Below are 18138 nucleotides of genomic sequence, written 5' to 3'. Positions count from 1 at the left end.
GAAAGCCGAAATGCCTTCGACTCGCTTCCCCTCCCCCCATATCGCCGTCGTCGGCAGCCTGAATATGGATCTGGTGCTGCGCGTGTCGCGCTGCCCAGCCCCTGGCGAAACCCTGCTGGGCCACGACTTCGCGCAACATCCCGGCGGCAAGGGCGCCAACCAGGCTGTCGCCTGCGCCCGACTCGGCGCGCAGGTACGCATGATCGGCAAGCTCGGTAACGACGCCTTCGCTGCGCCATTGCGCGCCACGCTCGATGCCGCCGGCGTCGACCACCGACATGTGTCGACCGATACAGGCGCCAGCGGCATTGCCATGATCGTCGTGGAGGACAATGGCCAGAATCGCATCATGCTGGCACCGGGGGCCAATGGCGCGCTGACCCAGGCCGATGTACGGCTGGCCGCGGACGATATTCACTCGGCGGCACTGCTTCTTTGTCAATTGGAAGTGCCGACCGACTGCGTGCGCATCGCTTTTGCCGAGGCGCGCGGCGCTGGCGTGCCGATCTTGTTCAATCCGGCACCGGCCATACCGCTCGACTCGGATCTGCTGGCCGTCGACTACCTGGTCGTCAACGAAACCGAGGCCGCGCTGATTTCCGGACTGCCGGTTACGACGCGTGCGGAAGCGATGGCGGCGGCCCGTCGACTGCTACGCGGCGGAGCCGGGGCCATCCTACTGACCCTTGGCGCCGATGGCGCACTCATCGCCGATACCAACGGCGTGCGCCACTACCCGGCGCAACCAGCCCAGGTCGTGGACACCACCGCCGCAGGCGACACCTTCATCGGCGGCATGGCGGCCGGCCTGCTCGAAGGCATGGTCATCGACGATGCCGTACAGCTCGGCATGCGCGCCGCCGCGCTGTGCATCGGCAGACCCGGCGCCCAACCTTCGATTCCCTTCCGCCATGAACTGGATGACTTGACGCCGGGCGATCCAAAGCCCGACACAACGAGAAAATCATGAAAAAAACCGTGCTACTGAATAGTGCCTTATCCGAAGTCATCGCCCGACTCGGGCATGGCGACATGCTGGTGATCGGTGACGCGGGTCTGCCGATTCCGGCCGGCCCGCAGCGCATCGACCTGGCGGTCTGCCGCGGCACGCCCGGCATGTTGGCCGTTCTGGAAGCGGTAGCGAGCGAAATGCAGATCGAGTCTGCCATCGTTGCCAGCGAACTCTCCGAGCGCAATCCGTCGTTATTGGCGGCAATGCAAGGTCACGTTGGTTCGGCGCAAGTCGAAACGATGGATCACGAAGCCTTCAAGCAAATGACGGCCGGCGCCGTGGCGATGGTACGCACCGGCGAATGCACGCCCTACGCTAACATCATTCTTCGTGCAGGCGTGGTGTTTTAAGCGCCCCCCTGTCGAGCGGGTCAAAGCACGCCCGCGGCAGAGCCGCGGACGCGCGACGTCTTAGTGCAGACTTTGGCGCGACAGAAAGCGCAAGTAGCCGAGACCTTCCAGCCAAAAACCGCCATCGGCCAGCGGCGTGGCCTCTTCCAACTCTGCCACGGTCAAGATCAAGTCGTGGCCATCGACTCTGGCGGCCAGTGCGACATCGTCGTCATCGGAGAACTCTTCGGAGACGGTGTGGTGCTCCGGTTTGATGAACTGGTTGTTGACCTGGATGTATTCCGACTCATTAAGCAAGCGCAGGATGTTCATGATGAGCTCCTTGTGATGCGTGAAAGAATCGATTGCGACAGTTAACAACCGGTCGACTTCGGCAGATGCGCACCGTCTTTACACGCATCCCCCCGCCTGCACTCCCTTTCTAGCAGTATCCTCGCGCAGCCAGGGAAACGGTCTGTTGGCGAGTGACGATCACATGATCCAGTAACCTTATATCGACCTCTCTCAGCAGTCGCTGAAGGGCCTCGGTCACCAGCAAATCCGGCATGGAAGGCTCGGGCTCCCCCGATGGATGGTTATGCGCCAGGATCAATGCCGCCGCGTTGTGACGCAACGCCAAGCGGACGATCTCGCGCGGATACACCCGGGTTTCGGTCAATGTACCTCGAAACAGTTCCTGTGCCGTTAATATATGATTGCGCACAGAGAGGAAAATAACCATAAAAACTTCCACTTCGTGCCCCCCCATCAACAGACGCAAGTAATCGGACACCCGCTCGGGCGAATCGAGGATATTCGTTGCGGCCATCTCCTCGCGCAGTGCCCGGTGAGCCAGTTCCCGCACCGCCAGCAGTTGAGCGACCTTGCTCGGCCCAAGGCCCGGGAGGGCCGTCACGTCCTGTTCCTGGGCGCATAGCAAACCGGATAGCGAACCAAACCGGCGGATCAGGTCGCGCCCCAGATCCACCGCACTATGCCCGCGGATACCGGTACGGAGGAAAATCGCCAATAACTCCGCATCGCTCAAGACGCTGGCGCCGCGCTCAAGCAGCTTCTCTCGCGGGCGCTCGGCAACTGGCCAGTGTGCAATCGACATGCTCGTCCTCCTGTCGGCGAAAGATCTATTTGTAGCATTACCTCGCCGAGCAGACGCGTTTGCGCGGTCATGTCAGGGCAGCGCAAGATAAAATCCGTTAAACTTCTGGGATGAATTCCGCCAAAGGCATCATGCAAATGTCGTCAAAACGCATCCTTCTCGGCATCACCGGCGGCATCGCCGCCTACAAAGCGGCCGAGCTGACCCGTCTGTTAATCAAGGCCGGCCACCGCGTCGAAGTCGTCATGACCGCAGGCGCCACGCACTTCGTCGCGCCGTTGACCTTCCAAGCGCTGTCGGGCAATCCGGTTTACACCGATCAATGGGACGACCGGCCGGCCAACGGCATGGCTCATATCGATCTGTCGCGCCGCGCCGATGCATTTCTGATCGCCCCGGCCAGTGCGAATACCCTGGCCAAGCTTGCCCACGGCCAGTGCGACGATCTGCTCACCACGCTGGCGGCGGCACGCACCTGTCCGTTGATCGTGGCGCCGGCCATGAACCGCCAGATGTGGGAAAACCCGCCCAACCAGCGCAATATCGCCACACTCGGCGCCGACGGCGTCACGATTTTCGGTCCGGATCGCGGCGAGCAGGCCTGCGGCGAAACCGGCGAAGGCCGCATGATGGAACCGGAGGCCATCGCCGAACTGCTCCACGGCTTCTTCCGCCCCAAATCGTTGGCGGGTCGCCGCGTACTGCTGACCGCCGGCCCGACTTTCGAGGCCATCGACCCGGTGCGCGGCATCACCAACATCAGCTCCGGAAAAATGGGCTATGCACTGGCGCGCGCCTGCCGCGACGCCGGCGCCGAGGTGACGCTGATTTCCGGACCGACCGCGCTGCCGGCACCGGTCGGCCTGACCCGCATCGACGTGCAAAGCGCCGACGAGATGCAACAAGCGGTGCTCGGCCAGGTCGGGACCTGCGACACCTTCATCGCGGTGGCCGCCGTGGCCGACTATCGCGTCAAGAACCGTACGGAGCACAAGCACAAGAAGCATGAAGGGCCGCTCGACATCCAGCTGGAGGAAAATCCCGACATACTGCGCACAGTGGCCGCCCTGCCGGCGGCGCCGTTCTGCGTCGGCTTCGCCGCCGAGAGCCGCGACCTGCTCGAACATGCCGAGCGCAAGCGCCGCGACAAGAAGCTGCCGCTGCTGGTTGCCAATCTGGTGCAAACCGCCATGGGGGCTGACGACAACCAAGTCGTCCTGCTCGACGATCACGGTGCGCACGCACTGCCCGCAATGCCCAAACAGGCGGTGGCAGAAGCCATCGTCGACCATCTGGCCGCTCTATTGGCCAATAGACTACCCAATTAAGCGCGAGGACCACATGAAACCCGTTATCGACGTCAAAATTCTCGACCCGAGGCTAAACGACAATCTACCCGGCTATGCGACGCCTGGCTCGGCCGGCCTGGATCTGCGCGCCGCCATCGATCAGGATATCCAGATCCACCCGGGCGAAACCCATCTGGTGCCGACCGGCATGGCCATCCACATCGGCGACCCGGGCTTTGCCGCCATGATCCTGCCGCGCTCCGGACTGGGGCATAAGCACGGTATCGTGCTGGGCAACCTGGTCGGCCTGATCGACTCCGACTACCAGGGACAATTGTTCGTCTCGGTTTGGAATCGTGGCGGCGAGTCGTTCCGTCTGACGCCGCTCGAGCGCATCGCCCAACTGATCGTGGTGCCGGTGGCCCAGGTCGAATTCAATATCGTCGACGATTTCGCGACATCCGAGCGCGGTGCCGGCGGATTCGGCAGCACGGGAAGAGGCTGAGCCATGCAGGAAGCCGGTCTGTACACTCTGCTGGCCGAGTTGAGCATCACCTTTGAGAAAGTCGAGCACCCGCCCTTCGGCTCGGTCTCCGACTATCACCGCGAAGGCATCACTTTTCCCGGCCAGAACGTCAAGAATCTGTTCCTGAAAAACCGCAAGGGCAATCGTTACTATCTGCTGGTGCTGGACGAATTGAAAACCGCCGACCTGGCGTCGGTTGCAGCGCAAATCGACGAAGCCCGGCTGTCGTTTGCCTCGGAAGAGCGCCTGCAGGAATATCTGCACCTGTCGGCAGGCTCGGTCACGCCGTTCGGCCTGGCCAACGATGCCGAGCACCGTGTGACGGTATTGCTCGATAACGACATCGACCCGGAACGGTTGATCGGCTTCCACCCGATGGTCAACCACTCGACGCTGTGCATCAGCGTGCCGGACTTTCTGCGTTTTCTGCGCCATACCGGACACGAGCCTCGCGGCGTCAACGTCTAGTCGCACACGAACCGGCGCCCCACCACGGGGCGCCACCCCAAACGACGATCTGCTCAAGGAGAACCAACATGTCCATCGCCTTCGCGTGGCGGCAACTTATGCCGCTCATTGGGTTTTGTGTCATCGCTCCACTGGCGCAGGCCGACATCGTCCCCTTATCCGAGTTGCAATGCGAAGCCATGCGCACCGCCGGCGTCATCTCCGACACCGCGCCGGTCGGTTGCGAGCGCTTGCGCCAAGTCACTTTCCGCCACGTCGATTTCGCCGGGCGCACACGTATCGGCGACATTGTGGTACTGGACGCGGTGGCGCCACATGTGCAGGCAATTTTCGACGCGCTTTACGCACGCCGCTTCCCGCTTGCCAAGGCGCAACCGATGGAGCTCTATCGCGGCGACGACCAGGCGGCGATGGCCGACAACAACACTTCGGCCTTCAACGCCAGGCCGATCACCGGCGGCACGCGCTGGTCGTTGCATGCCTATGGCGTAGCCATCGACCTCAACCCATGGCAAAACCCTTACTTGTCGTTCGACGACACAGGCACGGCGCGCGTACAGCCGGCCGCGGCTGCACAAGCCGGGATCAATCGGCTCGACAGCCGGCCGAACAAGCCAACGCGTGCCGGCATGGCGGAAGACGTCGTCGATCTATTCGCCGAACAGGGTTTTCTCGGCTGGGGCGGGTATTGGGACTCCCCGATCGACTACCAGCATTTCGAGCCCGGCTCGCGTAGCCTGGTCGAACAAATGGCTCGCGCGACACCGGAGCAGGCAAGCCGGTTGTTCGACACGTACATTGCCGGTTACACGGCCTGCATGGCTCGGGCCAAGACCGGATCGCACGCGGCCCGGCGCGCATCCTGCGTCGCCCAATCAACACGCTAACCGAGTCCGGCTGGCGGCATCATGCCGCCTCGCGTCGGATCGCGCTACGCAGCAATAGGACTTTCAGGTGTTCGCTGATACGGTCGACCCGGTCGTGGAAGTGATTCAGGAACACCAGCCCGATCAACGCCACCGTAATCCCCATGGCGGTAGCCAAGAGCGCCGTACCGATGCCGGCCGACACCCCCTTGGGATCGGAAATGCCGTGCTCGGCCAAGGTGGTGAAGGTCTCGATAATACCGAGGATCGTACCGAGCAAACCCAACAGCGGCGCTGCCGTCACGATGGTATCCAACACCCAGAGATTCTTCTGCAGTCGCGATTTGGTCGACAAGAACACCGCGCTCGACAAGTGCTGCAAATCTTCCGGCGAACGGGTATTGGGAATATCGGCCATCATGGTGCGTAGCGCCTGTGCCGGCAGGCTGTCGCGCTCGGTCAACTCGCGCGGCAGCAGGTGCAACTCGCCGGCGTGGCCGGTCACCGCCCCTTCCAGTTCGCGGGCGTGCTTCTGCGTCTGTACGTAATAGATCAGCCGCTCGACGCAGACGAAGATAGCCAATGCCAGGCAGGCGTACATCAGGTAGAAAGTTGCGGTATGAAGACTGGTGTAATCGATGGTCATGCTCATTGCCCTCCATGGCCGGGGCTTCCCACCCCGGCCGATTGCCAAATGCGTTACAGGTCGGTTTGCAAGGTCAACGCCACGCCGCGCGGCGCGCCCAGGTAATAGCGCACGGGATTGCTACTATCCGCAGCCGTCGGTTGCAGACCGCTCGGTACGCGATAGCTGGTATTGAAGATGTTCGACAGGTTGAACTTGATGGTCGGGTTCTTCAGCCACCCCATATTCGGGAAACGATACCCGGCATCGAAATCGACCAAGGTGTACTCGGGCACCACTTCGTCGTTCACCAGCGTGGCGAACTGCTTGCCGGTGTGTTTGACGTTGGTCCGCGCGTAGAACGGCCCTTGCGCATACTGCAGCGACAGCGCCGCCATCCAACGCGGCGTCAATGGAAATTCCTTGCCTTGCGTTGCGAGCGTGGTGCTGGCAGCCGTTTGCAGATTGCTCTTGATTTCGCTGCGGTTGATCGTGAACGAGGTATAGACGCTCCAGCCGGCCACCGGCGTGGTACCCAACTCAAGCTCCGTGCCCCAGTTGTGAACATCGCCGGCGTTGGTGTAAACGCTCTTCTGGGTCACCGGGTCGTAGGCGTTGGCCTGACGATCCTTGTACTCCACGTCGAACAGCGTGCCGCTGAACGTGAAGGCCGTGCCTTGGTAGCGGTAGCCGACATCGGTATTGATCGCGGTCTCGGCCTTGACGTTGGAGGACAATACCACCTGACCGTTGACGACGCTGACGTTGTTGCCGGTCGGCGCGAAAGCGAAGTTCGGCGGCGCGCGGAAATTCTTCGTCACATTGGCGAAAACCTGATGCGCCGGGGTGAAGTTGTAGCGGAAACCCACGCTCGGCAATACGTCGCTGTACGTCTGCTTGAGGTGGTAGCCGACATTGGAAATGCCCGAGCCTTCGCTGGCGTTGTTGGTGAAGTCGCGTGTCACCGATGGCGTGCGCAGCCCCGCCGTCACGTTCAAGTCGTCCTTCAATAGGTTGATCGAGTCCTGGGCGAAGAACTGCCAGGCGGTGCTGATCGTATCCCAATCGCGCCCCTGGTAGAGCGAGCCGTCCGGTCGCGTGATCAGGTTGCTGTCGAGCCATTGGCTCGCCGGGTTGCCGTTCTGATCGACGGAGGTGGCCGGCTTGGTCTGGCGGTGCTCGGCGCGCTCGAACCAAACCCCGGTGTCGATTTGATGGTTGTCGAGGGTTTTGCTCACCGCCAGCGTAATGCCCGGCCGGTTGGTTTTGGTCAACGAACTGGACGCGACCAGGATCTTGTCCAGCGTGTCGCCATCGCCGTTCAGATCCTTGGTGCCGTTGAGCGCGCCGGTGGCGGCGTTGTAGAACCCGTTTTCCTTCAACGTGGTCTGCTGGGTGCCGCCGGTACCGTAGCCATACCAGTAATACGGCTGAATCTTCAGCTTGGTGCTGTCGCTGAGCTGGAAGATGCCATCCACTTTGAAAATGGCATTTTCGAACGGGTTAATCGCCAGTTGGTAATAGGCCGGATTCGGACCCGATTCGTTCTGAGCGGTGCCATTGACCGGCGGCAGATGCCCTGGGGTGAATGTCGGCGAATAATCGGCGTTATACCCGTTCGCGTTCAACTGCGCCAAGGTCGGGTTGAGGAAATTGTTGGCGACTTCGCGGCTATAGAGCAGCGACGCATTGATATAGCTGCCCGTCGAGAGGTCATAGCGCATACCGGTATCGATATGGTCGCGCACCGCCGCGCCCGGCCCTTTCCATTTCTCCACCCGGGAGTGGGAGTATGACAGGAAGGCCTTGGCCTTATCGTCGGCAAAGCGCCCGGTATCGCCGCGCAAATAGGTGCGGCTCAATTCATTGCTGCCGACCGTCTGAGCAAAACGCACGCGGCGTTGATTCTCCGGATCGCAAGTAACAAAGCCGATATTGCCGCCTGTCGCGCCGACATGCGGTGCATCGGTATCGGTCGACCCTTGGGTGACGAAAGCCTGGCAAAGGTTTTCATTCTCGACGTATTCCTGCGGATAAACGGAGAAACTGCCGGAGTCGTTGACCGGCACACCGTTGATCGTCACCCCCAATTGATCCGAGTTGAAGCCACGCACCGTCAGAGCGCCACCGAACATACCCGTTGCATCGTAGCTGGAGGCATTCACGCCCGGCAGCATATTCAGATCCTGGTAGATATTGCTGGTCGGACTGGATTTTTCCAGCGAGGCACGCGTAACGTTACTGCGCGATTTGACGCTGTCTTCCGGCTGAATATAGCCCGCGCCCAGCTTGTCCCCTTCGCCGGTAATCACCACGGTGCCCAGCTCGGTACGGTCGTCGGCATGCGCAAGCGGACTGGACAATGCCGCGAGCACGGCCAGTACCACCGGCCGTATAGGTTGGTTTCTCATTGCGATCTCTACACAAGTGAATTAAAGGTCAGTTGGAAGGCGGCTCGTACTTGAGCCGGGTACAAAACACATGGCTGGCGGCCCCCGCATAGACCGCCTCCGGGAAGGCCGGATAGGACAGAGTGTTCATCAAGCGCTTGGCGGCCTGATCCAACAGCCCGGCACCGGCACTTTCTTGAATACTCACCGAACGCACGGCGCCGTCTCGCGAAATATCGACACAGGCATGCACGATGCCGGCCGGCTTTTCGATCGCGGCCTGGCGGCCGGTCGGATAGGTTTTCTGTTGTTCGATCAGGGCGCGGATGCGCGCTTCGAACTCGCGATCCGCACTGACATTGACACGCGGTGCGGGCGGCGCAACGGGTGCCGGTGTCGCCTCCGCCTTGGCGGGAGCACTTGGCATCGGCGTTGCACTCACCGGCGCGGCAGCCAGCGGGCGCGCACTAGGTGCCGGCGTGGGCATTGGTGTAGGCGATGGCGTGGCGTGGGATTGTGGTTGCGATTTGGCAAGCACCGGACGAGGCCGCGGCGGTTGCAGCGGCGTCGCGACCGGTTCTGGCGGCACCGGCAGCACTTGCAGCACCACCGGCGGTTTCTCGTGGTGGAAGCGCGGCATGGGCGAAAGGTGCCCCACGGCATACAAGCCCAGCATCGCAGCGGCGGCGGCGACTGCCGCGACCGCGTCGCGGCGTTGATCGGCATTGGGCGGCACCAGCTTCAGCACGCTCATGCTTTCTTCTTCGCCGCAATGGAGATCTGGTTAATGCCGCTGTCGCGGATCAGATCCATGACGTCGACCATACGCTGCACTTGGGCCGCGCCGTCGCTCTTGACGATCACCGATAACGGATTGCCCGGCTGCTGCAACGCTTTCAGTTCGGCAGGCAAGACACTGGCGGCCACATCGCGACCATTGAGCTGTAGCGTGCCATTGGCGGTCAGCGTGACGATGACGGGCTTGTTGGGCGTCTGCTGCGCAGCATTGCGCGATGTCGGCAATTGCGTCGGCAAGCCCGTCGCGGGAATGACATTCAGACTGATCAGCACAAAGAAGACCAACAGGAACATCATGACGTCGATCATCGGAATGATCTCGATCCGCGCTTTCTTGCGCGGCTCTTCATCCAAGAAATACATGACACTTCACCTCGAAAACACTGTTTTGGTTTCGGATGAAGATACATGGACGGGCTTACGGTTATGCTAAATGTATATTATTTTATTATTTCTATTAACATTTATCACCAACCGTCACAAAGGCGATAAAAACCATCGAACGCGGACGAAGCCAGCAACAAACGGTGCCAACAATACATTGATTTAAATAATTATATTTAAAAAAACATCGAGTAGCGCCAGTCTCCACTCGACTAAACGCCCACACCCAACCAATGACAAATGCGTTAATTTAAAAAAACTAGAAATATCAGTTAAATTTTTTAATTTCTAGCCATCCAAAAAACCATAGACATCGACAAATAAAAAAGCGCGCCCTCTCGGACGCGCTTTACGCCATCAACCATCTCGATCATGCCAGCATATGATTGCTCAGCTCGCGCATACCGGCAGACAGCATGGCTAGATCCAGCGTCTCGAAGGCTTGCAACTCGGCGAACATCTGCTGGCAGATATCGACATGCTGCGCGCGCTTGGCAAGCCACTGCTCGGCAAATACCCGATTGTCGCCGGCATCGTGTAGCGCCAGGCCAGTGAGCGAACGCTGCATGCGGTACAGGTCGTCACGCAATGCAGAGCGCGCCAGCGACTGCCAGCGGTTGTCGCGCGGCAAGCCGGTAATGGCATCGCGCAGCCAATCGAGCTGCAGATCGGCCGACAGCCGGTAGTAGTTGCGCGCCACGACTTCCGGCTCCGCGTTGCCGGTTTCCGCCAGCTCCAAGATATCCATCAGCGGCACAGCGAACTCTAGTCGCGCCAAAACGCGCGCCAGATCCTGCGGTACATTCGGCAGATTCAACCGGGCTTCCCCGTCTGCCACCGAAGGGTATTGCTGCGAGCCGACCAACTCCGGCAGCTTGGCCAGCAAGGCACGCACCTTATCGGTGTATTGGGCGAGCTGTTTGTCGACCGACCCGATCGGACGCTTATTGCGCAACACCCAGCGCGTTACGCGTTCGACCAGCGTGCGCACCAGCACCATCATGACCATCTGACGGTCGGCCGGCACGCGACTGTCCAACGCCTCGATACGCTGCCACAGCGACTCGGCATCGAAGACCCGGCTCGCCACCCACCAGGCACGCGCGATTTCCGCGGCCGAAAACGGCGACTCTTCCTGCAACCGGAACACGAAGGTGGTGCCCATGCGGTTGACGATCTGGTTCGCCAGTTGATTGGAGATGATCTCGCGCTTGAGGTGATGGCGTTCCATTTGGCCGCGGAATTTCTTCTGCAATGCCTTGGGAAAGTAATTGACCAGCACAGGCAGGAAATCGGGATCGTCCGGCAGATCGCTGGCCAACAGCGCCTGATCGAGCGAAATCTTGCTATAGGCCAGCAGCACGCCGACCTCAGGCGAGGTCAGCCCCTGGCGAGCCAAGCGGCGCTCGTTGACCTGCGTATCGCTAGGCAGAAACTCCAACTCGCGATTAAGTTCGCCGCTCTTTTCCAGATGGTGGATCAACCGCGCATGCGTCGACAACATCGACGCAGCCTCCTGGCGCTTGATGGCCAGCAGTTCGGTCTGCAGGTAGTTGTTGCGCAGAACCAGGTCGCCGACTTCCTCGGTCATCTCGGCCAGCAGTTCGTTACGCTGCTTGAGCGTCATGTCGCCGGCCTGGATGACCGCACCGAGCAGGATCTTGATGTTGACCTCATGGTCGGAGCAGTCGACCCCGGCCGAATTGTCGATCGCATCGGAGCAATTGAGCCCCCCCTTGAGCGCGAACTCGATCCGTCCGCGCTGCGTGCAGCCCAGGTTACCGCCCTCGGCCAATACCTTGACCCTGAGGTCGCCGGCATTCACGCGCAACGCATCGTTGGCACGGTCGTGCGCGTCGGCGTGGCTTTCGCTGCTGGCCTTGAAATAAGTCCCGATACCGCCGTTGTATAACAAGTCGGCTTCGGCCATCAGAATGGCTCGGATCAGCTCGTTGGGCGCCAGATGTTCATCCTCGACGCCGAGCCAAGCGCGAACTTCGGGCGATAGCGGAATCGACTTGGCCGAGCGCTCGAACACGCCGCCGCCCGCCGAAATCAGCTTCGGGTTGTAGTCGGTCCAACTCGAACGCGGCAATTCGAATAAACGCTGGCGCTCGTCGAAACTGCTCTCGGCATCCGGGCTCGGGTCGAGAAAGATATGCAGATGATTGAATGCCGCCTTCAGTCGGATGTGACGCGATAGCAACATGCCATTGCCGAATACGTCGCCGGCCATATCGCCGATGCCGATCACGCTAAAGTCCTGCTCCTGGGTGTTGAGGCCCAAGTGGCGGAAATGACGCTTGACCGACTCCCAGGCGCCGCGCGCAGTGATGCCCATCTTCTTGTGGTCGTAACCGGCCGACCCACCCGAAGCGAAGGCATCGCCCAACCAGAAACCATAGGCCTGCGACACGCTATTGGCGATGTCGGAGAAAGTGGCCGTGCCCTTGTCGGCGGCCACGACCAGGTAGGGGTCGTCGCCATCCAGACGACGCACATCGACCGGCGGCACGATGGCGCCGCTCACCAGGTTGTCGGTCAGATCGAGCAACGCCGAAATGAAGATGCGATAGCAAGCGATGCCCTCTGCCATCCATGCCTCGCGGTCGGTGGCCGGCGGCAGTTGCTTGCAAACGAAACCGCCCTTCGAGCCCATCGGAACGATAACCGAATTTTTGACCTGCTGCGCCTTGACCAGCCCAAGTACCTCAGTGCGAAAGTCTTCCATACGATCGGACCAGCGCAAGCCGCCGCGCGCCACCTTCGAACCGCGCAAATGCACCCCCTCGACTCTTGGGCTATAAACCCAGATTTCGAACAGCGGCCGCGGTTGCGGCAGGAAGGGAATCGCGCCGGATTGCAGCTTGAACGAGATATAGGGTTTCGGCAGACCGTCGCCGTCGCGTTGCCAGAAGTTGGTGCGGCGCGTTGCCAGAATCACCGTCAACAGGCCATTGAGGATACGATCCTCATCCAGATTGGCCACCAGATCCAAGCGCTCGTGCAAGCGCTCTTCCAGTTCGGCGGCCAGCTTCAGGTCGGCTGTATTCGGATCGAGGCGCACAGCGAACAATTGCACCAGGTCGCGACTGATCTCGGGATAGTTGGTCACGCACTGCTCGATGTAGGCCTGGCTAAAGGTCAATCCGGCCTGACGCAGATATTTGGCCAGTGCGCGCACCAGCGAGATCTCGCGCCAGTCGAGGCCGGCTACCAATGCCAGACGGTTAAAGCCATCGTTTTCGCAGCGTTTGCTGAATACCTGACTCAACAATTCCTGAAAATCCTGCTGCACCTCGTCGTTCAGCATTTGTTCGAAGGTGCCACCCAGATCCAGGCCGAAGTCGCTGATCCAGATCGTGCCGCCGTCGGCGCGGCGCACACAATACGGATGTTCGTCACGAACCTTGACGCCCATGTTCTCCAGGATCGGCAGACTGGCCGACAGCCCCAGCGCTTCGCCGAAACTAAACAATTTCAGATTGAAATCCTCGGCATTGCGGTGGAACGGCCGATATAACTTCATCGCCAGCGGTTGTTCGGCGCAAACACCCTCCAGATGCTGGATATCGAGCACGGCATTGCGCACGGCGAATTCTTCGCGGTAGGCCACCGGGAATGCCTGCTTATAGCCGTTGAACAGGCGATTACCCTCCTCTTCGCCATGCGCCTCGATTAATTGTTGATGCAACTCCTCGGTCCAACCGCGAACCAGACGCTCGATTTCGGTTTCGATATCGCTTTCGCGGAAAGTCGGCAACTTGGCCGCATTGGTACGAATAATGTAATGCACACGCGCCAACATAGCGTCGCCGATCTGAACGCTGAACTCGGTCGAATTACCCTGGAAGGCGTTAAGCAAGACGCGTTCGATCTTCAGCCGCACTTCTGTGCTAAAGCTGTCGCGCGGCACATAGACTAGGCAACTGACATAACGGTGGTAGCGGTCGGTACGCACGAACAGCCGCACGCGCGGCCGCTCTTGCAGATTGACGATGCCTTCGGCGATCGGCGCCAGGGTTTCGGCCGGAATCTCGAACAATTCGTCGCGCGGATAGCTCTCCAGCACGAAGTTGAGCGTCTTGGCCTTGTAGCTGTTGTCCACGTAATCGCAGCTCTTGATCACGCTTTCGACCTTGCGGCGCAGGATCGGGATGTTCTTGGGCGAGACCTGGTAGGCACGTGCGGTATACAGGCCGAGAAAGCGCCTTTCGCCGATCACCGCGCCCTTGGCATCGAAGCGCTTGATGCCGACGAAATCGACATAAGCCGAGCGATGGATGATGGAGCGAGTCTGCGACTTATTGAGGATAATCAGTTGCGGCAAGTGCGCCAATTCGCGCAGCTCCTGCGGCAATTGCTCGAAACTGGCCGAATACTCCTTATCGCCCTGATCCTGAAGAATCCCCAGCCCGGATCCCTTGACGATCTTCAGGCTGTCCTTGCCGTCGCGCTTGACCAGATCGTAGTCGCAATACCCCATGAACAGGAAATGATTGTCGGCCGTCCACTGCAGAAACTCGATGGCTTCCTTGGCCTCGGTCGCACGCGCACCTTTGATCTTCGCCAGATCCTTGCCGATTTCGGTCAATGCCGCGCGCATCTTCGGCTCATCGCTGACCACCAGACGGATATCGGCAATCACCCGGTGAAGTTCATCTTGTAAGCCTTGCATGACGGATTGGTCGCTGACGCGGTCGATCTGCACATGAATGTAAGACTCGCGCAGTACATCGCCGTCACCTGTGCGCTGGATGTCTTGCAGGTTGCCGGCCGAGTCGCGCTTGACCGCCAGAACCGGGTGCACCAGCAGATGCAGATTCAGATTATTACGCCCCAGGAACAACGCCAATGAATCGATCAGGAACGGCATGTCATCCGTCACCATCTCGATCACCGAGTGAGTCGACTGCCAGCCGTCACGTTCAAAATCGGGATTGTAGATGCGAATTTTATGTTGACCGACGGCGCGCTTACGGCCGAAGTCATAGTGCGCCATCGCGGCGCCAAATAAATCCAACGACGAGAAGCGGCTTAAATCGCCATGCTCGGCGCCTTCGAAATAGACCGGAAAAAAGGCCACATGCTTCTCGGCCTCCACGGCCGACAGCTTGCTTTTGGCAACGGACTGAATATCCGAGATCAGACTAGCCAATTCGGTTTTATTGGTCAGGGACATAGGTTTCTCTTGTTGTTAGCGTGTAGATGCCCGAAACAATGGCCGGCGGCTCTCTATGAAGTCCTGTCTCGCATTGCTCGTGGTTGGCGGGCACCGCCAAAACCGCCGCAGATCGCCAAACCAATATAGCCGTATACACTTCGAAAAATCCAAATGCATAGCAAGAAATATCGTCAGACAATACAGCGGTTTCTCCACGCATTTAATACCTTTTCCTAAGACTAGAGCAAGCTGATAAACTGTTGGCATCCTGCAATAGCTGCCTCGGTCGGAATCTGGATCATGCGATTGAACGTACTGTGGCTTGCCGCCCTATGTTTTCCCGCCCTGCTTCATGCCGAAACCCTGCGCTTCGGCATGGATCTCAACTATCCGCCGTTCTCTTGGCAAGATAGCAATGGTCAGCCACAAGGCTTCGACGCCGACATCGCGCGCGCCTTATGTCAGGACATGCAGGTCGACTGTCGGATCGTACCCCAGGACTGGGATGGCCTGATCAAGGCGCTAAACTTAGGCAAGTTCGACGCCATCCTTTCGTCGATGCAGATCACCCCGCAGCGGCGACAAGAACTGGATTTCACTCGACGCTACTACCACATCGCCAGCCGCATCGTGACGCGCACCGGAACCGACGTCGGTCGCCACGGTTTCGACGGACAGTCGATCGGGGTGCTGCGCGGCTCGACGCAGGCAAGCTTTGCCCATGACTACTGGGGCAAGGCCGGTGCCCACATCGTGGCATACGACAAAGTACCGGCGGCGTTTACCGACTTGATGCGAGGAAAGCTCGCGGCAGTATTCGTGGACAATGTGGTCGGCAGCAATAGCTTTCTCTGCAAGCCGCAGGGCAAGGGGTATGCTTTTATCGGGCCGAAATTCGACGATCCGCATTATTTCGGCGAGGGTGCCGGCATTGCGGTCAAAAAGGGAGACGACGCACTGAGACAGCGTCTCGATCAGGCTATTGCTCATCTGCGTCAGAACGGCGTTTACCAACAAATCGAGCGCAAGTATTTCAACTTCGACATTTACGGCAGTGCACCATAAATAAAGGCCTTCCGATTTGCCGTTCGAGGGTACTAATCTTGCTCACCGAACCGCAAATAATCGTACAATACATACCTAGCGTCATTAATGCGGCATACCAGCTAAACGTCATTGCGTGACAGCGGGCCGTTTACTTACTTACGGAAGCTATGGGTCTCCAACCGCAAGCAGTCAAACCTCTCCGCTATGGCATGCTCTTGCTGCCGCATGCCTCGATGGCAGACTTCGCCATGGCATGCGAAGTGCTGGCACGAGCCAATCAACTGGCCGAACGCAAGATCTATGAATTTCTGACGCTGTCGCTTGACGGCACCCCAGTCGCGCTTAGCAATGGGCTGCAGTACGCGGTAGATCTCCCCCTCGGCTACAGCCCGCGCCTAGACGGCCTGCTGATCTTTGCCGGAGACATTTCCAGCGACATCAATATCGACGAGTTGTCACGCGGCATCCATGCCCAGAACATGGAAAAAATGCAGTTGGCCGGCATCGGTTGCGCCAGCTATTGGCTGGCGCGCACCGGCATGCTGCATCAACACCGCGCCACCATTCACTGGCAAGACATCAACCAGTTTACCGAGGACTTCCCCGAAGTCGTGGTGTCCTCCAATCTGTACGAAGCCGACAGCAACGTCATGACCTGCGCAGGCGGCGCGGCCACAATGGACTTCGTGCTGTCGCTGGTTGCCGGCCAGCAAGGCCACGAATTCGCCTCGCGACTATCCGAAGTGTTCATTATGGAGCGCACGCGGCCAGGCAACGAGCGGCAGCGCATTCCGTTGGCCACCCGCATTGGCGGCAGCCAGCCAAAGCTGACCGAAGCGGTCAGCCTGATGGAAGCCAATATCGAGGAACCGCTCTCCACCGACGACATCGCCTACTACGTCGGGGTCTCGCGTCGACAACTGGAACGCTTGTTCAAGCAATACTTGAGTACGGTGCCCTCCAAGTACTACTTGGAACTGCGCCTCAACCGTGCGCGCCAATTGTTGCAGCAGACTTCAAAGTCCATCGTGCAAATCAGCCTGGCCTGCGGCTTCTCCAGCGGCCCGCACTTCTCCAGCACCTATCGAAACCATTTCGGCATCACCCCGCGCGAAGAACGCGCGCAGCGCACTCAACCACAATCGCAGGCTTGACGACAAGACCAGCCTAATGGCACAAAAACAGCCCTAATCATATGTTTTAGGGTGTTGTCATGCCAGAAATTCATCAGGCCGCGTCATGCGGTTTTGGCCAAGGCGCCGACATCTACGAACGCGGCCGCCCCGATTATCCAGATGCTTTGCATGCATGGTTACACGATCGTCTAAGCATCGCACCGGGCAAGCAAGTACTCGAACTCGGTGCGGGCACTGGAAAATTCACCAAGCTGCTCCATGGCACCGAGGCCACCGTACAGGCGTTGGAACCAGTCGCCGCCATGCGCGCTCAACTGAAACAACAGCTGCCGAATATCGCGACATTGGACGGGCGCGCGGAAGCGATCCCCCTACCCGATCAAACCGTGGACGTCGTCGTATGCGCCCAGGCCTTCCATTGGTTTGCCAATGTCGACGCATTACATGAGATTCGGCGCGTACTCAAGCCCAGCGGACGACTGGGATTGATCTGGAACGTGCGCGACGAACAGTGCGACTGGGTACGGGAAATCACGGCATTGATCACCCCCTTCGAAGTGGGCGTACCGCGTTTCCATACCGGCGAGTGGCGACAACCTTTTACCCAAGGCATTTTCAGCCTACCCGAACCCGACTGTTTCACCCACGCCCATACCGGCTCGCCGGAGCAAGTGATCGTCGATCGCACGATGTCCGTCAGCTTCATCGCCGCACTACCGCAAGCTCAACGCGAACAGGTGCGGCGACAGCTCCACGAATTGATCGAGCGCCATCCCCATCTAGCGGGTCGGACCTCTATTTCTTTCCCCTATCGAACCGAAGCCTACTGCTGCGAGGCGCGCCACTCGGCGCAAAGCCCCTCATCCCGATAAGCGCCGCGCAAAGCCAAAGCAAAAGCAAAAAGCCCAGACCTAATGGTCTGGGCTTTTCTCAAGAGGCGTCTGGCAGTGTCCTACTTTCACACGGCGAATGCCGCACTATCATCGG

Annotated in this window: 16 protein-coding genes; 9 read left to right on the top strand and 7 right to left on the bottom strand. The window is 59.7% G+C overall.

Features of this window, described 5'->3' with window-relative positions; genetic code table 11:
• Positions 1–10: 10 nt before the first annotated feature.
• Together rbsK and rbsD are read left to right on the top strand one after the other, a co-directional pair.
• Entirely contained in the window at positions 11–970 is a 960-nt protein-coding gene (gene rbsK / locus DFP86_RS18065; RefSeq protein ID WP_133683903.1) for a ribokinase, read from the top strand.
• Entirely contained in the window at positions 967–1362 is a 396-nt protein-coding gene (gene rbsD, locus DFP86_RS18060; RefSeq protein WP_133683902.1) for a D-ribose pyranase, read from the top strand. Before rbsK ends, rbsD begins: the two co-directional genes overlap by 4 nt.
• Before the next feature lie 60 nt (positions 1363–1422).
• Here the strand turns inward: rbsD and DFP86_RS18055 are convergent, their stop codons facing one another.
• Both DFP86_RS18055 and radC read right to left on the bottom strand, forming a co-directional pair.
• A complete protein-coding gene (locus DFP86_RS18055) occupies positions 1423–1674 on the bottom strand; it encodes a hypothetical protein (protein ID WP_133683900.1) in 252 nt (83 codons plus the stop codon).
• 109 nt (positions 1675–1783) lie between these two features.
• A complete protein-coding gene (gene radC, locus DFP86_RS18050) occupies positions 1784–2458 on the bottom strand; it encodes a RadC family protein (protein ID WP_133683898.1) in 675 nt (224 codons plus the stop codon).
• A 137-nt stretch (positions 2459–2595) separates the two neighbouring features.
• Here radC and coaBC point away from each other — a divergent pair, with 137 nt between their 5' ends.
• The 4 genes from coaBC to DFP86_RS18030 all read left to right on the top strand — a co-directional run bounded on the left by coaBC (position 2596) and on the right by DFP86_RS18030 (position 5628).
• Positions 2596–3786: a bifunctional phosphopantothenoylcysteine decarboxylase/phosphopantothenate--cysteine ligase CoaBC gene (gene coaBC, locus DFP86_RS18045; RefSeq protein WP_133683896.1), complete on the top strand. Its 1191-nt coding sequence runs from the start codon at positions 2596–2598 to the stop codon at positions 3784–3786.
• 13 nt (positions 3787–3799) lie between these two features.
• The gene (gene dut, locus DFP86_RS18040) at positions 3800–4252 is read left to right on the top strand and encodes a dUTP diphosphatase (protein WP_133683894.1); all 453 of its coding nucleotides are present in this window, start codon (positions 3800–3802) and stop codon (positions 4250–4252) included.
• Between the two features lie 3 nt (positions 4253–4255).
• Entirely contained in the window at positions 4256–4741 is a 486-nt protein-coding gene (locus DFP86_RS18035; protein WP_133683892.1) for a prolyl-tRNA synthetase associated domain-containing protein, read from the top strand.
• A 68-nt stretch (positions 4742–4809) separates the two neighbouring features.
• Positions 4810–5628 carry a M15 family metallopeptidase gene (locus DFP86_RS18030; protein WP_133683890.1) on the top strand — a complete coding sequence of 273 codons (819 nt, stop codon included), beginning with the start codon at positions 4810–4812 and terminating at the stop codon, positions 5626–5628.
• 19 nt (positions 5629–5647) lie between these two features.
• Here the strand turns inward: DFP86_RS18030 and DFP86_RS18025 are convergent, their stop codons facing one another.
• The 5 genes from DFP86_RS18025 to DFP86_RS18005 form a co-directional block, all read right to left on the bottom strand.
• Positions 5648–6259, bottom strand: coding sequence for a MotA/TolQ/ExbB proton channel family protein (locus tag DFP86_RS18025; protein WP_208108390.1), 612 nt, complete (start codon positions 6257–6259; stop codon positions 5648–5650).
• A gap of 47 nt (positions 6260–6306) precedes the next feature.
• Positions 6307–8643, bottom strand: a complete 2337-nt coding sequence (locus DFP86_RS18020) for a TonB-dependent receptor (RefSeq protein WP_133683888.1) — start codon at positions 8641–8643, stop codon at positions 6307–6309.
• Between the two features lie 28 nt (positions 8644–8671).
• A complete protein-coding gene (locus tag DFP86_RS18015) occupies positions 8672–9376 on the bottom strand; it encodes an energy transducer TonB (RefSeq protein WP_133683886.1) in 705 nt (234 codons plus the stop codon).
• Entirely contained in the window at positions 9373–9783 is a 411-nt protein-coding gene (locus DFP86_RS18010) for an ExbD/TolR family protein (RefSeq protein WP_133683884.1), read from the bottom strand. Before DFP86_RS18010 ends, DFP86_RS18015 begins: the two co-directional genes overlap by 4 nt.
• A gap of 391 nt (positions 9784–10174) precedes the next feature.
• A complete protein-coding gene (locus tag DFP86_RS18005) occupies positions 10175–14986 on the bottom strand; it encodes an NAD-glutamate dehydrogenase (RefSeq protein WP_133683882.1) in 4812 nt (1603 codons plus the stop codon).
• A gap of 282 nt (positions 14987–15268) precedes the next feature.
• Between DFP86_RS18005 and DFP86_RS17995 the strand changes: the two genes are divergently transcribed.
• From DFP86_RS17995 to DFP86_RS17985, 3 genes are all read left to right on the top strand, one after another.
• A complete protein-coding gene (locus tag DFP86_RS17995; protein WP_133683878.1) occupies positions 15269–16033 on the top strand; it encodes a transporter substrate-binding domain-containing protein in 765 nt (254 codons plus the stop codon).
• Positions 16034–16182: 149 nt separating this feature from the next.
• Positions 16183–17169 (top strand): GlxA family transcriptional regulator, encoded by a 987-nt coding sequence (locus DFP86_RS17990; RefSeq protein ID WP_133683876.1) that lies wholly within the window; start codon positions 16183–16185, stop codon positions 17167–17169.
• A gap of 59 nt (positions 17170–17228) precedes the next feature.
• Positions 17229–18023, top strand: a complete 795-nt coding sequence (locus DFP86_RS17985) for a class I SAM-dependent methyltransferase (RefSeq protein WP_133683874.1) — start codon at positions 17229–17231, stop codon at positions 18021–18023.
• The last annotated feature ends 115 nt before the right edge of the window (positions 18024–18138 follow it).

The organism is Paludibacterium purpuratum (assembly GCF_004363805.1).
Taxonomy (GTDB): domain Bacteria; phylum Pseudomonadota; class Gammaproteobacteria; order Burkholderiales; family Chromobacteriaceae; genus Paludibacterium; species Paludibacterium purpuratum.
This window is presented reverse-complemented; position numbering and strand designations above follow the sequence as displayed.

Coding starts and splice junctions, on each gene's coding strand:
- rbsK (WP_133683903.1), top strand. CDS start 11: ATGCCTTCGACTCGCTTCCCCTCCCCCCATATCGCCGTCGTCGGCAGC.
- rbsD (WP_133683902.1), top strand. CDS start 967: ATGAAAAAAACCGTGCTACTGAATAGTGCCTTATCCGAAGTCATCGCC.
- DFP86_RS18055 (WP_133683900.1), bottom strand. CDS start 1,674: ATGAACATCCTGCGCTTGCTTAATGAGTCGGAATACATCCAGGTCAAC.
- radC (WP_133683898.1), bottom strand. CDS start 2,458: ATGTCGATTGCACACTGGCCAGTTGCCGAGCGCCCGCGAGAGAAGCTG.
- coaBC (WP_133683896.1), top strand. CDS start 2,596: ATGTCGTCAAAACGCATCCTTCTCGGCATCACCGGCGGCATCGCCGCC.
- dut (WP_133683894.1), top strand. CDS start 3,800: ATGAAACCCGTTATCGACGTCAAAATTCTCGACCCGAGGCTAAACGAC.
- DFP86_RS18035 (WP_133683892.1), top strand. CDS start 4,256: ATGCAGGAAGCCGGTCTGTACACTCTGCTGGCCGAGTTGAGCATCACC.
- DFP86_RS18030 (WP_133683890.1), top strand. CDS start 4,810: ATGTCCATCGCCTTCGCGTGGCGGCAACTTATGCCGCTCATTGGGTTT.
- DFP86_RS18025 (WP_208108390.1), bottom strand. CDS start 6,259: ATGAGCATGACCATCGATTACACCAGTCTTCATACCGCAACTTTCTAC.
- DFP86_RS18020 (WP_133683888.1), bottom strand. CDS start 8,643: ATGAGAAACCAACCTATACGGCCGGTGGTACTGGCCGTGCTCGCGGCA.
- DFP86_RS18015 (WP_133683886.1), bottom strand. CDS start 9,376: ATGAGCGTGCTGAAGCTGGTGCCGCCCAATGCCGATCAACGCCGCGAC.
- DFP86_RS18010 (WP_133683884.1), bottom strand. CDS start 9,783: ATGTATTTCTTGGATGAAGAGCCGCGCAAGAAAGCGCGGATCGAGATC.
- DFP86_RS18005 (WP_133683882.1), bottom strand. CDS start 14,986: ATGTCCCTGACCAATAAAACCGAATTGGCTAGTCTGATCTCGGATATT.
- DFP86_RS17995 (WP_133683878.1), top strand. CDS start 15,269: ATGCGATTGAACGTACTGTGGCTTGCCGCCCTATGTTTTCCCGCCCTG.
- DFP86_RS17990 (WP_133683876.1), top strand. CDS start 16,183: ATGGGTCTCCAACCGCAAGCAGTCAAACCTCTCCGCTATGGCATGCTC.
- DFP86_RS17985 (WP_133683874.1), top strand. CDS start 17,229: ATGCCAGAAATTCATCAGGCCGCGTCATGCGGTTTTGGCCAAGGCGCC.